Consider the following 17,531-nt stretch of genomic DNA (forward strand, 5'->3'; position numbering starts at 1 on the left):
CAATTAGTACAAGTACCACTTATTTTAAGGCAAAAACCAATAATTGTCAACATTACAATACTAAAAAATATTTGTCATATGTATGCTAATAACTCTCTTGCCGGCAGCAATCTGGCACCACTTTCTAATCTGGATGATTGGGAAGCCGATATATTGAAGCGTTATCCGGACCCTTCGGCTATCAATGAGGATAAAAAAGCCGAGGAATTCAGGAACTACGAGCAAACCGAAAAAAATGGTGTAAAGGAGTTTTACCGCCTTAACCATACCTTCCAAACTTTTGATTATGTGATGGAAAAGAAGGCCGAATTTTTGAAGTTCGATAAAAAGGAAATGCCTATCTGGGATGCTTTTCAGTTTTTGAACCAGCTTGTTGATGATTCGGACCCCGATACAGACCTTGATCAAATGCAGCATTTGTTGCAAACCTCGGAAGCGATCAGGAACGACGGCCACCCCGATTGGATGGTACTGGTAGGCTTAATACACGACATGGGTAAAGTATTATGCCTTTTTGGCGAGCCTCAATGGGCTGTAGTAGGCGATACCTTCCCGGTAGGCTGCGCTTTTTCTGATAAGATCGTTTATCCTGAATTTTTTGAGCAAAACCCCGATCGTTATAACACAACTTACAATACCGAACTGGGAATATATACACGTAACTGCGGACTGGATAACGTTCACCTATCGTGGGGGCACGATGAATATGTGTATCATATGATGAAAGATTATATACCCGAACCGGGCTTATATATGCTGCGTTATCACTCATTTTACTCACAGCACCGGGAGCATGCTTATAATCATTTAATGAATGACCATGACCACGAGATGTTTAAATGGGTAGATCTTTTTAACCCGTACGATCTGTACTCGAAAAACCCTAATCAAAAAAGCTGGGACGAATTAAGGCCGTATTACGAAGATCTGGTAGCTAAATATCTGCCAGCCAATCTTAAATTTTAATATATAACACAATAAATCACCTTTTTAATATGAACCAAATTTACTAAAATCATGAGATTAAACTTACAATTCAACAAGGGCAGGTGGATGGGCCTACTGCTCTTGCTATTCCTTGTCAACGTTTCTGTTACGGCCTTTTCACAGTCAGATAACAGGATTACGGGCGTAGTTGCCGACAAGAAGGGGATAACGATCCCCGGTGCTACCGTAGTGGTAAAAGGCACCACTAAATCAACAGCAACAAGTGTTGATGGAAAGTTCAGTATTTTGTCAAAGGCTGGCGATGTGCTGGTAGTTACTTCGGTAGGTTATACGGCTAAAGAAGTTGCCGTTACCGACGAAAAGTTTTACAAAGTAGAGCTGGCCGACGCCAACACCGCGCTGACAGAAGTGGTAGTTATTGGTTATGGTACCACTACACGCGAAACCCTGTCAAGCGCAATCACTACCATCAAGCCGGGCGACCTGAACAAAGGCGCCATATCTGATGTGGGGCAATTACTACAAGGTAAAGTTGCAGGCCTTAACATTACCGCCAGCGGCGACCCTAACAAACCAGCTGCGGTAATTTTGCGCGGTGCATCAACTGTAAATAGTCCCGGTGCCCCCTTTTACGTTATTGACGGGATCCCCGGAGCTGATATCAGCGCTGTAGCGCCTGGCGATATCGCGTCTATCGACGTATTGAAGGATGCCGCGGCTACCGCCATTTATGGTAACAGGGCTGCCAGCGGTGTAATTATGATCACTACCAAACGCGGCAAAAAAGGGGCCACCCAGGCAACCTATAGCGGTTACTTTGGTACCGAGAAAGTAAGCAATTCGCTTGATCTGATGAATGCCGATCAATTACGCGCGTTCATCGCTGCAAACGGTAGCGCATTTTCGCCAAATGATGATAAGGGTGCCAATACCGATTGGATGAAAGCGATAGAGCGTTCAACCGCTTACTCGCATAACCACAACATTTCGTTAAGCGGCGGTACAGATCACAGCACCTACAGCGCCAGCTTAAACTACTTTAAAAAACAAGGTATCCTTAGCGAAAGCTCGCTTGAGCGCGTAATAGGCCGTTTAAACCTGGAGCAATACGCTTTAAACGATAATTTGAAGTTTAGCCTCAACGTTTCAAACTCGTCGAGCAACTCCATTAACGAACCTTTGCAAAACATTGTGTTACTGCAGGCAGCTAAACACTCGCCGGTGTCACCAGTGTATAATGCCGATGGTACTTATTTTGAAAACCTGAACAACACCGGGTATTTTAATCCGCTGGCCATAGTTGGCAATGCTCAGGACGAAACTAAATACAACGTATTGCTGGGTAGCTTCAACACACAGGTAAAATTACCATTTAGTTTTACTTATAATGTAAACCTGTCATACCAGCGTACAACTTCAGCACATGGCGAGTATTATGGCAGTTACTTCAGCAAGTATCCAACATCAAATTTTTATAACAACCCCGATCCTGGTATCGGCATAGCGCATACACTTATCGGTTCTCTTTTCGGATCTAATGGTTCGGCTTTGCGCTATAATTTAGAGAATACTACTAAAACTTTAGAGACATTTTTGGCATGGAATAAAAAGATTGGCGATCATACTATCGACGCGGTAGTAGGCTACTCGTACCAGGATAATATACTGGGCGATGGCTTCCAGGCATCCAGTACCAATTTCCCTACCGATTATACTGGTTATTCAAACCTTACCTTGGGTAACCCATACGCTATATCAACCTATCGTATAAACCTGGGTAACGATCTTACCTATAGTAAATACCTGATGATATCAGATTTTGCCAGGTTAAACTATAGCTACAAAGATAAATACCTGTTCCAGGGTTCTATCCGTCGCGATGGCAGCTCTATCTTTGGTGCTAATAACCACTGGGGTTATTTTCCGTCGGTAGGTTTGGCATGGCGTATTACACAGGAAGATTTCATGAAGAACCAGACTCTATTTAGCGACCTGAAATTACGTGCCAGCTATGGCGAAACCGGTAACTCGGCAGGTATAGGCGCTTACACAAGTCAGTTGTTTTATGTAACTGCTGGTACATATTATAATAACGGTGTGCAAACTGCGGCTTACGCGCCTTATCAAGGTGCAAACCCTAATTTACAATGGGAAAAAACAGCCACCAAAAACTTAGGTGTCGATTTCTCTGTGTTGAATAATAAACTTTCGGGTTCGATAGACGTTTACGATAAAAACACCACTGGCATGTTGTTTTCTTATAACGTTTCGGCAGCCTTGGTTCCTGGTGGCCGTATCGTAGCTAATGGCGGCAGTATCAACAATAAAGGTATCGAGGTAACTTTAGCTGCTTCACCGGTAAACGGCAAAAGCTTTAGCTGGGCAACCAATATGAGCCTGGCCTACAACAAAAATAAGATCACAAGTTTGCAAGGGCCGTATGCTAACGGCGACTCGGTACGCTATTCAGATCCTGAAGGACCGGGCCAAACCAATTCTACCCTGCAATTGCTTAAAGTAGGATATCCTGTTGGCCAGTTTTTTACCGCCAAATACGCAGGTAAAGACGCCAGCGGCATCTCGCAGTTTTACAAACGCGATGGTTCTACCGTAAACTTGCCACTCATCGGTACCGATTATTTTTATTTAGGCAGTCCGCAACCCAACATTATCATGGGTTGGAGCAACACTTTCAGGTATAAAAATCTTGATTTAAATGTGTTTATCCGCGGCACTTTCGGCAACAAAATATTTAACGCCACACGTGCCGACCTTTCCTACACAGCAGGTGCGGCTACCAGCAATATATTGAATAGCGCGGCTAATGATAAAATAGCTGATACCCGTAACTCTGTATATTCGGACAGGTATATTGAAAATGGATCGTACGCGCGTTTAGACAACGCCACGCTGGGTTACAATTTCAAAAACCCTTTTAAAAATATTAGTAACATCAGAGTATATACATCGACAAATAATTTGTTTACCATAACCGGATATAAAGGAATTGACCCTGAAATTAACCAGGGCGGTGTAGCGCCGGGGATAGATTATAACAATTTCTACCCCAAAACACGCACCTTCCTGTTCGGTGTTAACGTATCATTTTAATAAAGAAAGTTTAAAGACATGAAAAAGATATTTTTTGGAATAGTAAGCATGCTTTCGCTGGTTGCTATATTCTCTGCCTGTCATAAGATAGAGACCCCTCCTACAGCCGAACTTACGCCGGATGTTTATCCGCAAACAGCGGCCCAGCTTACCTCGGCATCAGGCCCCATTTATATTAGTTTAAGAAGCGATTACCAGGGTTATTGGTTTTTACAAAGCTGCTCAACAGACGAAGCCGTACTGCCTATTTTTGCTACCGACTGGATAGATGGTAATAAGTACCTGGAATTGCACAGACACACCTGGACTAAAGATAACGCCTGGGTAGCCGGGGAATGGAGCTATATGACTAATATGATTGGTACAGCTAACCAAACCATTTCAGTAATCAAATCTTCAGCGCCTGAAGGGGCTGCCAAAAACACCAGCCTGGCCGAATTAAAGACCATGCGTGCGTTGGCTTATTTTATGATGTTGGACTGCTTTGGTAACGTACCGCTGGATACCCTTTACGGGGCTACAGATCTGAAGACTAATACCCCGCGTGCTAAAGTGTTCACTTATATAGAAAGTGAATTAAAAGCCGCAATCCCGTATTTAAAAACAACATCGGGGCAGGCCACATATGGTTTACCTACCAAATACCTGGCTTACTCTTTACTGGCCAAAATGTATTTGAACGCTGGCGTGTATACTGGCACCAACCGTTATGATGATTGTATTGCTGCCTGCGATCAAATCATCAGTTCGGGACTGTATGCTATTGAACCGGCGAGTACCTATTTGCAGATGTTTTATCCCACTAATGGGCCATCGCAAAAGGAGTTTATTTTTGCCATTCCGTTTGATGCTTCAACTTCTAATGGCTATTGGTTCCCTGCAAGGTATGACTTGAACCGCAACCAAGGTATCCGGTACCTGTATTCGGGATCTACCCCGGGGGGAATAACTAACCCTATTATGAACCAGAGCAGCGGCAGCGGACTGAACAACGTTAAACCAAGCGGACCACGTATGACCACTACCGAGTTTTACGCGTATTTTAATGACCCTAATGATGTGCGTAATAAGCAATGGTTAACCGGCTTGCAATACTGGCAGGATGGTTCGCCAATTATGGTAAATACTACTAATTTGGGTTATAACCAGTTTTACACAGGCGGAAGCCCGTCCGCATCGTATACTTACCAGTTAAACTTAACCCCGCTGGGCGCGTCGCGCCTTGGTGCAACATCCTATGACCTTGGTAAGGATGAAATTGCCTGGAACACCGGTTACCGCAATATTAAGTACCTGCCAGATTATACTAACACTATCAGCCGTAACCAAAATAACGATGTGCCGTTGTTCCGTTATTCGGATATCGTGATGATGAAAGCTGAAGCTATTTTTAGAGGTGGTACAGCAACTTTGGGCGCTACTGCGTTATCATTAATCAACTCGGTACGTTCAAACCGTACTACTTCGGCAGCTTTAACAGCCCTTACGCTGGATGATATTTATGCCGAGCGCAGCCGCGAGTTTACCTGGGAAGCCTGGCACCGTAATGATATGATCAGGTTTGGTAAATTTGAAACAAGCTATGGCTTAGGCAAAACGAATACCGATACCTATCGCCGTATTTTCCCTATACCGAGTACTGCTACTGCTACCAATCCCAACCTGGTGCAAAATCCGGGTTATTAATCGGGTTTAATAATACAAATAAAACCTCCGGCGAATTTTTTTGCCGGAGGTTTTTATTAACCGCTTGTTTACCCGATGTATCTTAGTACATGATCATGCCAGCTTCAGTAACAAACCTTCCCGAAGATCAAATAAAAAAAAGCACAAGACTTTTATCGCTTGATGCATTGCGCGGGTTTGATATGTTTTGGATCATCAGCGGCGAGGAAATATTTCATGGCTTTGCCGATGTTGTAAAAGACAAGTATGGTTTGATGCGTAATCCAACTAACTGGCGCATAACTACCGACGAAAGATTATCAGTGACTGAACGTATAATGATTGGTATCAGCAACCAACTCCATCACTCCCCCTGGAACGGTTTTACCTTTTACGATCTCATCTTCCCGCTGTTTATTTTTATCGCCGGGGTTTCTATGCCATTTTCGTATGGTAAGCATCAAGTATCTGCAGCTGATGCAAGAGCCATTAAAAAACAGCGCTATTTGCAGTTGTTTAAACGTACTGTATTGTTAATACTTTTAGGTATGGTAGTAAACGGCCTGCTAAAATTTAACGGATACGAACAAACAAGGATAGCCAGTGTATTAGGCCGCATTGCGCTGGCCTGCTTTTTTGCCGCCATCATTTACCTTAATACTTCGTTAAAGGGGCAATTGCTATGGTTTAGCGCTATTTTACTGGGATACTGGGCGCTAATGGCCTGGGTGCCGGTACCCGGCTACGGTGCCGGGGTATTAACGCCCGGCGGAAACCTTTCAGCATATATAGATCAGTACTTCCTCCCCGGAAAACTGCATCGCATAATATATGACCCCGAAGGGTTACTATCAACCATCCCGGCAATAGCTACCGCTATGTTAGGCATATTCACCGGGCGTTTTTTAAAAGGGGGAGCAGGTGATCAATTAAAACCGCTGCAAAAAATGCTGCTGATGCTTGCCGCTTCGGTGTTACTGATTATACTTGGTTTAGTCTGGGGCATTTACTTTCCCATCAATAAAAATATGTGGACAAGTTCTTTTACATTGTATGCCGGCGGTTGGAGTTTGTTATTGCTTGCTGTTTTTTACGGTGTTATTGACGTTGCCGGATATAAAAAATGGTGCCTGCCTTTTGTTTGGATAGGTACAAATTCGATATTAATTTACCTGGCGGCACACGGGCTGATCAATTTTGAAACCACTTCTGGCTTTTTATTTGGAGGGCTCATTAATAAGGTCCCCGGGCAATGGCAGCATGCGCTGATATGGATAGGCGTGCTTTTTATACAGCTTTTACTATTACGTTTGTTGTACCGGAAAAAAATGTTCTTAAAACTTTGATCCCCGGATAATATGTCTATCAATACCTTATACTATTGTTAAATAATAGGAATGAAATTTAAAAATCTCTTATTTACGGCTTTTATCATACTGCTGGCGTTTAATGCAAATGCACAATCAACCTTGCAATCCTCAAGGGAACTGATAAAACGGCTGTTACCCCGGCATGCTGCGGCTTTTGAGATAGAGCCCATTAGTTCGGCAAGTAACCTGGACGTTTTTGAACTGGAAAGTCGTCATAATAAAATTGTGCTAAGAGGTAATAATGGGGTAGCCATAGCATCGGCCCTGTATTATTATTTAACCGAATACGCCCATTGCCAGGTTACCTGGAATGGTACTAATCTTAATTTACCGGCCGTATTACCTCAAATTAAAGCTAAGATCACCCGGAAAACACCTTATCAGTATCGCTATTATCTTAATTACTGCACTTTTAATTACAGCATGAGCTGGTGGGACTGGACACGGTGGGAGAAAGAAATTGACTGGATGGCTCTACATGGCATTAATATGCCCCTGGCTATAACCGGCGAAGAATACACCTGGTACCAGGTGTATAAGGAGATGGGATTTACGGATGCCGATTTGAATGGCTTTTTTACGGGTCCCTCTTATTTTTCGTGGTTTTGGATGGGGAATATGGATAAATGGGGCGGTCCCTTATCCCAACACTGGATGCAAACGCATTTTGATTTGCAAAAGAAGATTTTACAGCGCGAACGTGCATTGGGCATGAAACCCGTACTGCCCGCTTTTACAGGGCATGTTCCGGCTGCTTATAAAACTAAATTTCCAAACGCAAAGCTAAAAGCTACCAACTGGAAAAATGGCTTTGCCGACACGTATATCCTTGATTCGGAAGACCCGATGTTTGCACGGATAGGTAAAGCGTTTTTACAGAAGCAAACCGCTATGCTGGGTACCGATCACCTGTACTCGGCCGATACCTTCAACGAAAATGAACCGCCATCGGATGAGCCGGAATACCTGGGAAAGCTTAGCGCACGCGTGTACGAAGGTATGCGCCAGGCCGATACCGCCGCCGTATGGGTGATGCAGGGCTGGTTGTTTTATAGCGACCGTAAGTTTTGGAAAGATGCCCAAACCGAAGCTCTTTTGAAAGCGGTACCAAACAATAAGATGATCATCCTTGATCTGGCTACAGAGATTGAGCCGGTATGGAAGCGCACCAGCGCCTTTTACGGTAAACCATGGATCTGGAACATGCTCAATAATTTTGGCGCCAATACTAACCTGTTTGGCCGGATGGATGTGGTGGCAACCGCTCCGGCCGATGCTTATCACGATCCGCAAAGCGGACAAATGAAAGGCATTGGTTTAACCATGGAAGGCATTGAACAAAACCCGGTATTATACGAATTATTAACCGATAACACCTGGCGAAACCAGCCCATAAATGTGGATACCTGGCTGCCTGAGTATGTACAAAATAGGTATGGCAAAAAAAATAAGCAGGCGCTTAAGGCCTGGGATATTTTAAGAAAAACAGTTTACAGCGTACCGGCCGACCGTTATATCCGCGACGGAGCTGAATCTATTATCCAGGGCAGGCCTACTTTAGATAGTGCTACCCGTTGGGCTAAAACCAAACTAAACTACCGCGCCCAGGATTTACTGCCCGCCTGGCAGGCTATGATCGGTGCCGCTGATGAACTGCAAAGCAGTGATGGTTTCCGGTTTGATCTGGTTGATCTTACCAGGCAGGTATTAGCTAATCATGCACTGTCGTTACAGCGCAAATTTGTGTTGGCATATCAACAGAAAGATCTGGTATCTTTTAAAAAGTATAGCGGTGAATTTATTGATCTGATCCAGGATATGGACCAGCTGCTGGCAACCCGTAAAGATTTTTTATTAGGCGCCTGGGTTGCAGATGCACGGCGATGGGGTATAACACCGGGCGAAAAAGCCTTGTATGAGATGAATGCCAAAGATTTAATTACGCTTTGGGGCGATAAGGATTGCCCCTTAAATGAATATGCCTGTAAACAATGGAGCGGCTTGCTCAACGATTTTTACAAACCCCGGTGGCAACAGTTTTTTACCGGACTGACGCTGGAGATACAAGGTAAGCAGGCATTTGATAAAGAAGCTTTTACAAAGCAGATTAAAGACTGGGAATGGAAATGGGTTAACACCAGGAAGGATTACCCGGCAAAACCACAAGGCAGCGCTATTTTAAAAGCTAAACAGCTGTACAAAAAGTATTGGGCGCCGGTAAATAACATATGATAATGATGATACCTGATAAAAACTTATTTAAACCGATGAGGATAATATTGAACAGCATTTGTGGTATGCTGTTTGCCGGCAGCAGCTTTACTGCCGGCGCCCAAAACCTGGTGCAATATGTGCAACCAATGGCGGGTACAGCGGCTGCGACAACAAAAGCGGCTTTAAAACATGGTAGCGGGCTCGAATTAAATGCGAATACCATCCCGGCGGTTACCACACCTTTTGCCATGACGCAGTGGACGCCGCAAACAAAGGCTACCGAAAACAAATGCATCGCCCCGTATTATTATAAAGACGATGTTTTTTTAGGCTTCCGCGGTTCGCATTGGTTAAGCGGTTCCTGTACGCAGGATTATGGAAGTGTAAGCATTATGCCCCTAACCGGCAAACTCCAGACAACCAATTTTGGTACAACCTTTACGCATAGCGATGAAATAACCACACCTTACCTGTACCAGGTTAATTTAAAAGCATTGCAAATTACAGCCGCGGTAACCACTACCCCGCGTTGCGGCATGATGCAGTTTACCATGGATAAAACCGGTACCCTGCACCTGTTGATGATGCCAAACAGCGATTATAAGGAAGGTTATATTAAGTTTGATGCCGCCAAAGGCGAAGTTTATGGCTACAACCCGGCGCATCGTATCTATCAGGGATGGGGGCAAAGGGCAGGCTTTAGCGGCTATTTTGTGATCAGGTTTGAAAAGGGGACAAGCAATCATGGGACCTTTGCCGGCGATCAGCTCTTTACCGGCGACAGTATCCAAAATCAGGCCCATATTGGCGCGTATGTGAGCTTTAAAATGAACAAAGGTGAAAAGCTGACCGTCCGTATCGGTACTTCCTTCACGGACTTTGCCGGCGCCCGTAAAAATCTGGATGCCGAGATGCCGGACTATAATTTTGATCATACCGTCAATCGCTGCAAAGCTACATGGGAAAAGGCATTGGGCCAGATAAAAGTTGAAACAGAGAATGTGGCAGATAAGCAAATATTTTATACCTCGTTTTACCACGCCATGCAACAGCCAAGGCTATATAACGATGTGGATAGCCGCTATCCCATGTTCTCATCTAACTATAAAAACGCCAGTTTAACCCAGGGGAATTACTATGATGATTTCTCGATGTGGGATATCTACCGGGCGCAAATCCCCTTGTTTGAAATACTGAACCCGCCTTTTATTAATAATCTTGTTCAATCGCTCATTTTAAAAGGAAAACAAGGTGGCTGGATGCCTATTTTCCCCTGCTGGAACAGCTATACATCCGAAATGATCGGCGATCATACCGTCTCCGTAATTAGTTCGGCCTATTTAAAAGGTATCCGTAATTACGATGTGAACGAGGCCTACCAGGTGCTCAGGCGCAACGCGTTTGAAACTCCTGCAAAAAGAAGCGACTATGTGGAAGGTAAAGGCCGCAGGGCATTAGATAGTTATTTAAAATATCATTACATTCCGCTGGAAGACAGTGTTAAAGACGCGTTTCACAAGCAGGAACAAGTGAGCAGGGTGCTGGAATATGCCTATGACGATTATGCCTTAGCGCAGTTTGCAAAAGCCATCCATAAAAATGCCGATTATAACGTTCTGATTAAACGGGCGGGTTATTATGCCAACGTTTTTGACCGCTCGACCGGGATGGTACGCGGCCGTTATGCCGATGGCAATTGGATATCGCCCTATCAGCCTGATAAAAAAGTAAGCTATATTACCGAAGGTACCCCACGGCAATACACTTTTTATGTGCCGCAGGATGTAGGCGGGTTGGCGCGTTTAATGGGCGGCACTGCCAAATTAGAGCAATCGCTGGATAGCCTGTTCATCAAAAATGAATACTGGCATGGTAACGAACCTGGGCACCAAATTCCTTTCATGTATAACTACACCGCTTCGCCGTGGAAAACACAGCGTGAGGTACGCAAAATATTGGCAGAAGAATACAGTAGCGGGCCGGGCGGCCTGGGCGGGAATGACGATGCCGGGCAAATGTCGGCCTGGTACCTGTTTGCATCCATGGGGTTTTATCCGGTAAACCCTGTATCCGGCGAGTATTTGTTATCGTCGCCTGTTTTTAACAAGGTAACTATCGCGTTAGCGCAAGGCAAAAAGTTTGAAATAGTATGTCATAAAAGCAGCGCCACCGCGCAGTATATCAAAATGGCTAAATGGAACGGCGTTAAATTCAACCGCAATTTTGTACGCTATAATGATATCATGAAAGGCGGCCTGCTCGAATTATACCTTCAGGATAAACCTGCAACTAACTGGGCGGTTAACCCGGCCGATCAGCCTAAAGGACTAACCAAATAAACGGAATTAAACCTATTTGAAATGATTAAGAGGCTCACTTTTGTTGGTATTTGTTTGCTTGCCGCTATGTGTTATCGTGCTGATGCGCAGCAAAACAACAGCTACAATATTATTAATTACGGCGCTGTTGGCGATGGTAAGACCGATGATGCTGCGGCTATGCAAAAAGCCATAGATGCGGCATCAGGCGCTGGTGGCGGTAAGGTAATTATACCAGCGGGGAAAACTTATTTAACCGGGCCGTTCAACCTGAAATCAAACATTGAGTTTGTGGTGGAAGTTAATGCCACGGTTTTAGCCAATGGTAACGAAGGGGTTTATAAAAAGAGCGCTTTTCGCGATAATAAAGGCGAAGGCACCATCTGGATTGGCGGCGAAAACCTCAGTAACATAACTATTTGCGGCGGCGGTACTATTGATGGCAACGGCATATCCTTTATGGGGGCCGAACTGGAAGATTCGTACGTGTTAAAATCATTTCATATAGTTGATCCGCGTCCGCATGTACTAACTATTGTGGGCGGTAAAAATATCCGCATCCGCGATCTTACCATCCGCAACTCGGCTTATTGGACGGTGCATTTGGTGGGGTGCGATGATGTAGCTATTGATAACCTGACATTGCTTAACAGCCTGAAGGTGCGCAACAGTGATGGGATAGATCTGGACCACAGCAAAAATGTACGCATCAGCAACTGTTATATCGAATCGGGGGACGATTGTATCTGCCTTAAAAACCGCCGCGAGTACGAGGAATTTGGCGCCTGCGAAAATATTACTGTTAGTAACTGCACCATGACGTCGCGCTCCTGCGCTATTAAGATCGGGTCGGAGAATATGGACAGGATCAGTCATGTGCTGATCAATAACTGTATCATCAAAAAAAGTAATCGCGGTATCGGCATTCAAAACCGGGACGAGGGTACGGTTACCGATGTGATCTTTTCAAATATCCTGATCGATTCGCACCTGTTTTCGGATGTATGGTGGGGCAAATCCGAGCCTATTTATGTAACCGCTTATCGCCGGGCCAATACTAATAATAAAGATGCGGGGTGGCGCTTGCCAAAGGGGGCAACAGAAGGCAGCGTTGGTAAGGTGAGCCAAATTTATTTCAGCAATATTAAATGTGTGAGCGAAAACGGCGTGTATGTTGGCGGGGAAAGTCCTGATAAAGTTTCGGGGATTGTGTTTGATCAGGTTGATCTGTTCATCAATAAAACAACCAATATCCCCGGCAGTATTTACGACCGCAGGCCAAGTGAAGTGGAAGGATTGCTTAAAGCCAATACCTCGGCATTTTACCTGGATAACGCCGAAACGATCACCATCAGGAACAGCTCGGTTACCTGGGGCGTTAACCGGCCTTCGTATTTTGGGCCCGTCATAAAAAAACAGGGTGTCGGTAAGTTGAAGGTTTATAATTTAACCGAACAATAATCGGTTTTTAGCAAATCCATTATTCGGTGATGCTTCTGTGTCCTGGAGGGACTACCTGTTTGTAGAAAACGTAACAGAAACCATAATGCCCCGGCCAGGGGCTACCCAAAACATCTAATAATAGGCCATTGCTTTCAATAGGGGATGGTGGAGAGGGAGCCCATCGCCCTTTTCTCGGGAGGTAGTTTCATAAATTGTTTATAACGGGTATCCAGGTAGTATAGCAGATTAAAATCGTTAGCCATATAAACCTTTGGCGATGGCACATAAAGTGAGATGAACGTGCCAACCTCCGTCTTTTTCAGGGGCAGGAATTTCATCAATGTGTCATCGTTAAAAACCTTGTCAATTTGCAGGCGTATAGTTTCCTCATCCTGCTTTTGCTTAAGTTTTTCCCGCTTGCGCTCATCTTTTTTCCAGTAGTGTAACCTCAACGTGACACCGCCTTTGTACGATCCGTTTTTATTGCGCGTGTAAATCACGCTTTGCCCATGAAACTCGGGATCCATCAGGCTGCCGGTATGGATTTCGGGCGTAACCACTTTAGCCTCTTTCAGCATATTTGTTTGCGGTTCCATAAAATAAGCGTTGGTACGGATGTCGGTAACCATAACGGTATCGGGTAGATAATTAAAACCATTAAATACCAGTATATCATTCACCGACGCCTTAATGCTGAACTTGCCATCGGCATCACTTTCCGTACGTTGTTTGGTGCGCAGGTTTTGTATGCGGATGCCGTTTAAAGGGATCCTGGTTTTATTTTCGTAAACAACGGCTTTAATGGTTTGCTGCGCGTATCCAGTAGTAAATAATAAACAGCAGAGGATCAGTAATAGCAGGTAGCGAAACATGCCTAAAGATAATAGTAGCGAATGGCTTAAAACAGGCTAAATGTGTTAAAATTGGTTAAATGCCATCATCCACAGTATAAAACGCAAAAAATCCTGCCAGCTTACGCTAACAGGACTTAAATCATCTTCGGTTAACCGAAAAAATTACTTTGAAGCGGCGATAGCTTTCGCTAACACTTCGTTGTTTTTTGCGATCTGGCTGTGTTTCGACTCAGCAGAACGGCTGCCTAACTCAATGTTAGTAGCTAATTTTAAAAACTGTACTTCTAAGCGTGAAGTAGTCTTGTTTTTCCTGTCTTTTCTTTTTAAACGTGTAACGCCCATGATAATCTCTTTATAAAATGTTAACCTCGAGGTCGAGAGCGGATTCGAACCGCTGTACAAGGTTTTGCAGACCTCTGCCTAGCCACTCGGCCACCCGACCATTTTTCAGGAGTGCAAAGTTAATAAATATTTATTGCAAGCCAATTTTTTATTTAAAAACGATTTCTAAATATCTCCGAACAAAATATGGCGGCAGCTATCGCCACATTTAACGATTCGGTTGCGCCGGCGCCGGGTATAGTGATAGGGGTATCTACCAGTTTTTGTATTTCGGGCCTTATTCCGTTACCCTCGTTACCCATCACAATTAAGCCTTCGGTGTTAAAGCTGGTGGTGTAAATATTTTGCCCGTTTAATAAAGCGCCGTAAACCGGTATTTTTAATTGAGGGATAGCCGATGACAAGTCGGTATAATATACATTTACCCGCGCCAGCGAACCCATAGTAGCCTGCACAACCTTGGGGTTGTATACGTCTACCGAATCGTGTGAACAAATGATATGAGTGATACCAAACCAATCGGCCGTGCGGATAATGGTACCCATATTGCCGGGGTCCTGTACGCCATCCAGCACTAAAGCATATTTGTTTTTTAGCAGGGCAGCATCCAAAGCCGGCCATTGAGGTATTTTTATTAATGCAATAACTTCCTGCGGTGTGGTTAAACTGCTTATCTTAGCCAGGTCGTTTAAAGAAATTTCCTGAAAATTTATTTTTGCCGATAATTTCAGCAATTTTGGGGCGGCTGCATCTGTATGGTAAACGGTTTGGATGGGATAACCTGAAGCAATAAACTCTGCGACAGATTTAAATCCCTCGGCCACAAATAATCCATGAACATTGCGGAACTTTTTATGTTGTAAAGATTTAAATAAACTAATCTGAGATTTTGAAAGCATATACAGGTTTAAAACATAAAAGCTTCACAATATTAGTTATTCTATCGGTTTTCTTGTTAGCAGGATGCAGTTTAACGCGCCGTTTAAAACCAAATGAATCGCTGGTGCGCAAAATTACGATAAAAGGCGTAGATAAAGAATTTAGCGAGGCGGCCCCTGCTTATGTAGATAAAGAACAGCAGCCCAATAACTGGATAAACCTCAATTTATACTATACCTTCAGTAAGAACGGGAAGAATGACGTTGGCGAACCGCCATCCATACTGGATAGCAATTTGGTAGAATACTCGCGCTTGCAGATAGAAAAATTCCTGCAAAATAAGGGTTATCTAAAGGCCCGGGTAACCGATTCCATTATCATCAAAAAGAAAAAAGCTGAACTGGTTTTTACAGCAGTTGAAGGGCCCATGTTCAGGATCCGCAAGTTTTCGGATGATATATCCGATAAAAGTGTAGAATCGTTGTACCGTGCAAACCGTGTTCAGTTTTCACATATACAACCCGGCGGCCGGTATGATAAGGATAGTTTGGCTTACGATAGGGATGAGATATACCAGTTGATGAAACGTAATGGTTATTACGATTTTTACCGCCAGTATGTTAGCTACGAGTTTGATACCACATTTAATAACAGTGTGGTGGATATAAAAATGAGGATCAATAACCCGGTGGGGAAAATCAAACATCCGGTTTATACCATCAATAATACACTTATTACTATATCAAACAGTTATGGACGCAATCCGGGTAAAGCCGATACCTTGCAGGTAGATTCCCAGTTCAGGTTTGTTGATTTTTCGCGCAACTTTAAACCCAAGGCGGTAACTTATTACGTATTCCAGAAAAAAGGAGAGTTGTATGATATTGATAAACAATCGTTAACCACCACGCGGCTCTCCGAGTTAAACGTGTTCAGGAACGTGCCTAACCCCACCTACGAAAAACTTCCCGACAGTACTAACCGGCTGAATACAAAAATTGACATTGTACCACTGAAAAAAATGAGCGACCGCGTGGAGGGCGAGTTTATTTTTAATGGTGGCCGTTATGGTTACAACGTAGGTAATACCTTTACCAACCGAAACCTGTTTAAGCGTGCCGAAATACTTCAGTTTAAAATAAACTGGAGCGTATTATTTGATAAAGCTAATGGCCAGGGGGCAGCAGGTATTCAAAACCAGGAGTTTAAAACGGGTGTCAGCCTCATCTATCCGCGTATCATTACACCTTTTAAACTGCCTATATTGGGTAAATACGGTGTGCCGCATACTACTTTCTCTTCCAACTATTCCCTGTTCTATTATAAAGGGCTGGTGCAGCGCGAAAGCTTTATTAATTCGCTTACCTATGATTTTGCCGAAACCGGCCACAAACTGCATACCTTAACTCCGATTAATATCGAATACTCCACCGGCCGGATCGATCCGGCTGCCCGGCAAGCCTTGCTGGATATTAACCGCTATTCGTATATCTTTTTAATTGGCCGTACCATATTTACGGTGGGCAGCCAGTACACTTACCAGGTAAATGCCGATATATTGAACTCGCTGGGCAGCTTTGAATATTTCAGGGGATCGCTGGATGTAGCGGGCAATACCATGAATTTGTTAACCAAAGCGCTTAATACCCCCCGCGATACCGCTAATCAGCGCACTATTTTTGGGCAGGCTTTTTCGCAATACGCCAAGGCCGAGATAGATTTTAGGGTATACCGTAATGTTGGGGGCGAGCGGCAGTTTGTTTTTCGCATTAACCCTGGTATAGGGATCCCTTACGGCAACAGCAATCAGTTGGTATTCGAAAAGAATTTTTATGCAGGGGGCGCTAACGATAACCGTGCCTGGCTGCCCCGCACACTTGGTCCCGGTCAGTTTAACCGTGCCATTTATCCGGATAGCACCACGCGTAACCGGCTGAAGTATTTAGACCAGTTTGGCGAAATAAAAATATTGGGCAACATAGAATACCGGTACAAAATAGCCGACAATTTTTTTGGAACAAAGCTTAAAGGCGCGTTATTCTCTGATTTTGGTAACGTATGGCGCCTGCACAAAGAGGTGGAAAGTCCGGGCGGGCAGTTTAGTTTTAGTAATTTGTTCCAGAGTACGGCTATTGGTTTAGGCGCGGGGTTGCGTTTTGATCTTAATTTCTTTGTGTTTAGATTAGATGCTGCCTTTAAATTTAAGGACCCTCAATTTACAGGAGGCGATCAGTGGGTGCTGCTGCGCCATGCTAACGAACTGTTTCACAGCGGTAACTTTAAAAGCAATTACCTGGCCACCCATGGCGATACCTACAACTTTATGCAGCTGAACTTTGGTATTGGCTTGCCGTTTTAAAGCTTGTAGTTATTTATGTACGTTATTA

The 17,531-nt window shown here is 44.1% G+C and carries 11 protein-coding genes and 1 tRNA gene; 8 read left to right on the forward strand and 4 right to left on the reverse strand.

From position 1 onward, the window contains the following. Positions 1-78: 78 nt before the first annotated feature. The 7 genes from AC07M6_RS01570 (at position 79) to AC07M6_RS01600 (ending at position 13,087) form a co-directional block, all read left to right on the forward strand. Positions 79-966, forward strand: a complete 888-nt coding sequence (locus tag AC07M6_RS01570) for an inositol oxygenase family protein (RefSeq protein ID WP_494887002.1) — start codon at positions 79-81, stop codon at positions 964-966. Between the two features lie 51 nt (positions 967-1,017). Then, positions 1,018-4,059, forward strand: a complete 3,042-nt coding sequence (locus AC07M6_RS01575) for a SusC/RagA family TonB-linked outer membrane protein (RefSeq protein WP_494887003.1) — start codon at positions 1,018-1,020, stop codon at positions 4,057-4,059. Between the two features lie 18 nt (positions 4,060-4,077). Further along, on the forward strand, positions 4,078-5,745 hold the full coding sequence (locus AC07M6_RS01580) for a RagB/SusD family nutrient uptake outer membrane protein (RefSeq protein ID WP_494887004.1): 1,668 nt from the start codon (positions 4,078-4,080) through the stop codon (positions 5,743-5,745). A 95-nt stretch (positions 5,746-5,840) separates the two neighbouring features. Continuing rightward, the gene (locus AC07M6_RS01585) at positions 5,841-7,070 is read left to right on the forward strand and encodes an acyltransferase family protein (protein ID WP_494887006.1); all 1,230 of its coding nucleotides are present in this window, start codon (positions 5,841-5,843) and stop codon (positions 7,068-7,070) included. A gap of 51 nt (positions 7,071-7,121) precedes the next feature. Continuing rightward, a complete protein-coding gene (locus AC07M6_RS01590; RefSeq protein WP_494887008.1) occupies positions 7,122-9,326 on the forward strand; it encodes an alpha-N-acetylglucosaminidase in 2,205 nt (734 codons plus the stop codon). A gap of 35 nt (positions 9,327-9,361) precedes the next feature. Next, the gene (locus AC07M6_RS01595; RefSeq protein WP_494887010.1) at positions 9,362-11,647 is read left to right on the forward strand and encodes a GH92 family glycosyl hydrolase; all 2,286 of its coding nucleotides are present in this window, start codon (positions 9,362-9,364) and stop codon (positions 11,645-11,647) included. 21 nt (positions 11,648-11,668) lie between these two features. Further along, positions 11,669-13,087 (forward strand): glycoside hydrolase family 28 protein, encoded by a 1,419-nt coding sequence (locus tag AC07M6_RS01600; protein ID WP_494887012.1) that lies wholly within the window; start codon positions 11,669-11,671, stop codon positions 13,085-13,087. A gap of 134 nt (positions 13,088-13,221) precedes the next feature. Here AC07M6_RS01600 and AC07M6_RS01605 read toward each other — a convergent pair whose 3' ends face one another. The 4 genes from AC07M6_RS01605 to AC07M6_RS01620 form a co-directional block, all read right to left on the reverse strand. Continuing rightward, the gene (locus tag AC07M6_RS01605) at positions 13,222-13,941 is read right to left on the reverse strand and encodes a hypothetical protein (RefSeq protein ID WP_494887013.1); all 720 of its coding nucleotides are present in this window, start codon (positions 13,939-13,941) and stop codon (positions 13,222-13,224) included. 144 nt (positions 13,942-14,085) lie between these two features. Further along, a complete protein-coding gene (locus AC07M6_RS01610; protein ID WP_494887014.1) occupies positions 14,086-14,265 on the reverse strand; it encodes a spore protein in 180 nt (59 codons plus the stop codon). A gap of 29 nt (positions 14,266-14,294) precedes the next feature. Next, a tRNA-Cys gene (locus AC07M6_RS01615) sits at positions 14,295-14,365 on the reverse strand. 52 nt (positions 14,366-14,417) lie between these two features. Further along, positions 14,418-15,164: a TrmH family RNA methyltransferase gene (locus AC07M6_RS01620; RefSeq protein WP_494887015.1), complete on the reverse strand. Its 747-nt coding sequence runs from the start codon at positions 15,162-15,164 to the stop codon at positions 14,418-14,420. Between AC07M6_RS01620 and tamL the strand changes: the two genes are divergently transcribed. Beyond that, positions 15,155-17,503, forward strand: coding sequence for a translocation and assembly module lipoprotein TamL (gene tamL, locus AC07M6_RS01625; protein WP_494887016.1), 2,349 nt, complete (start codon positions 15,155-15,157; stop codon positions 17,501-17,503). The two genes, AC07M6_RS01620 and tamL, sit on opposite strands and share 10 nt — an antisense overlap. Positions 17,504-17,531 lie beyond the last annotated feature (28 nt).

It is taken from the genome of Mucilaginibacter sp. GW821-FHT07H05, assembly GCF_059418485.1.

Bases quoted from the DNA above. Each gene is read 5' to 3' on its own strand.
- AC07M6_RS01590 (WP_494887008.1), top strand. From the start codon at position 7,122: ATGAAATTTAAAAATCTCTTATTTACGGCTTTTATCATACTGCTGGCG.
- AC07M6_RS01575 (WP_494887003.1), top strand. From the start codon at position 1,018: ATGAGATTAAACTTACAATTCAACAAGGGCAGGTGGATGGGCCTACTG.
- AC07M6_RS01620 (WP_494887015.1), bottom strand. From the start codon at position 15,164: ATGCTTTCAAAATCTCAGATTAGTTTATTTAAATCTTTACAACATAAA.
- AC07M6_RS01580 (WP_494887004.1), top strand. From the start codon at position 4,078: ATGAAAAAGATATTTTTTGGAATAGTAAGCATGCTTTCGCTGGTTGCT.
- AC07M6_RS01610 (WP_494887014.1), bottom strand. From the start codon at position 14,265: ATGGGCGTTACACGTTTAAAAAGAAAAGACAGGAAAAACAAGACTACT.
- AC07M6_RS01585 (WP_494887006.1), top strand. From the start codon at position 5,841: ATGCCAGCTTCAGTAACAAACCTTCCCGAAGATCAAATAAAAAAAAGC.
- AC07M6_RS01600 (WP_494887012.1), top strand. From the start codon at position 11,669: ATGATTAAGAGGCTCACTTTTGTTGGTATTTGTTTGCTTGCCGCTATG.
- AC07M6_RS01605 (WP_494887013.1), bottom strand. From the start codon at position 13,941: ATGTTTCGCTACCTGCTATTACTGATCCTCTGCTGTTTATTATTTACT.
- AC07M6_RS01595 (WP_494887010.1), top strand. From the start codon at position 9,362: ATGAGGATAATATTGAACAGCATTTGTGGTATGCTGTTTGCCGGCAGC.
- AC07M6_RS01570 (WP_494887002.1), top strand. From the start codon at position 79: ATGTATGCTAATAACTCTCTTGCCGGCAGCAATCTGGCACCACTTTCT.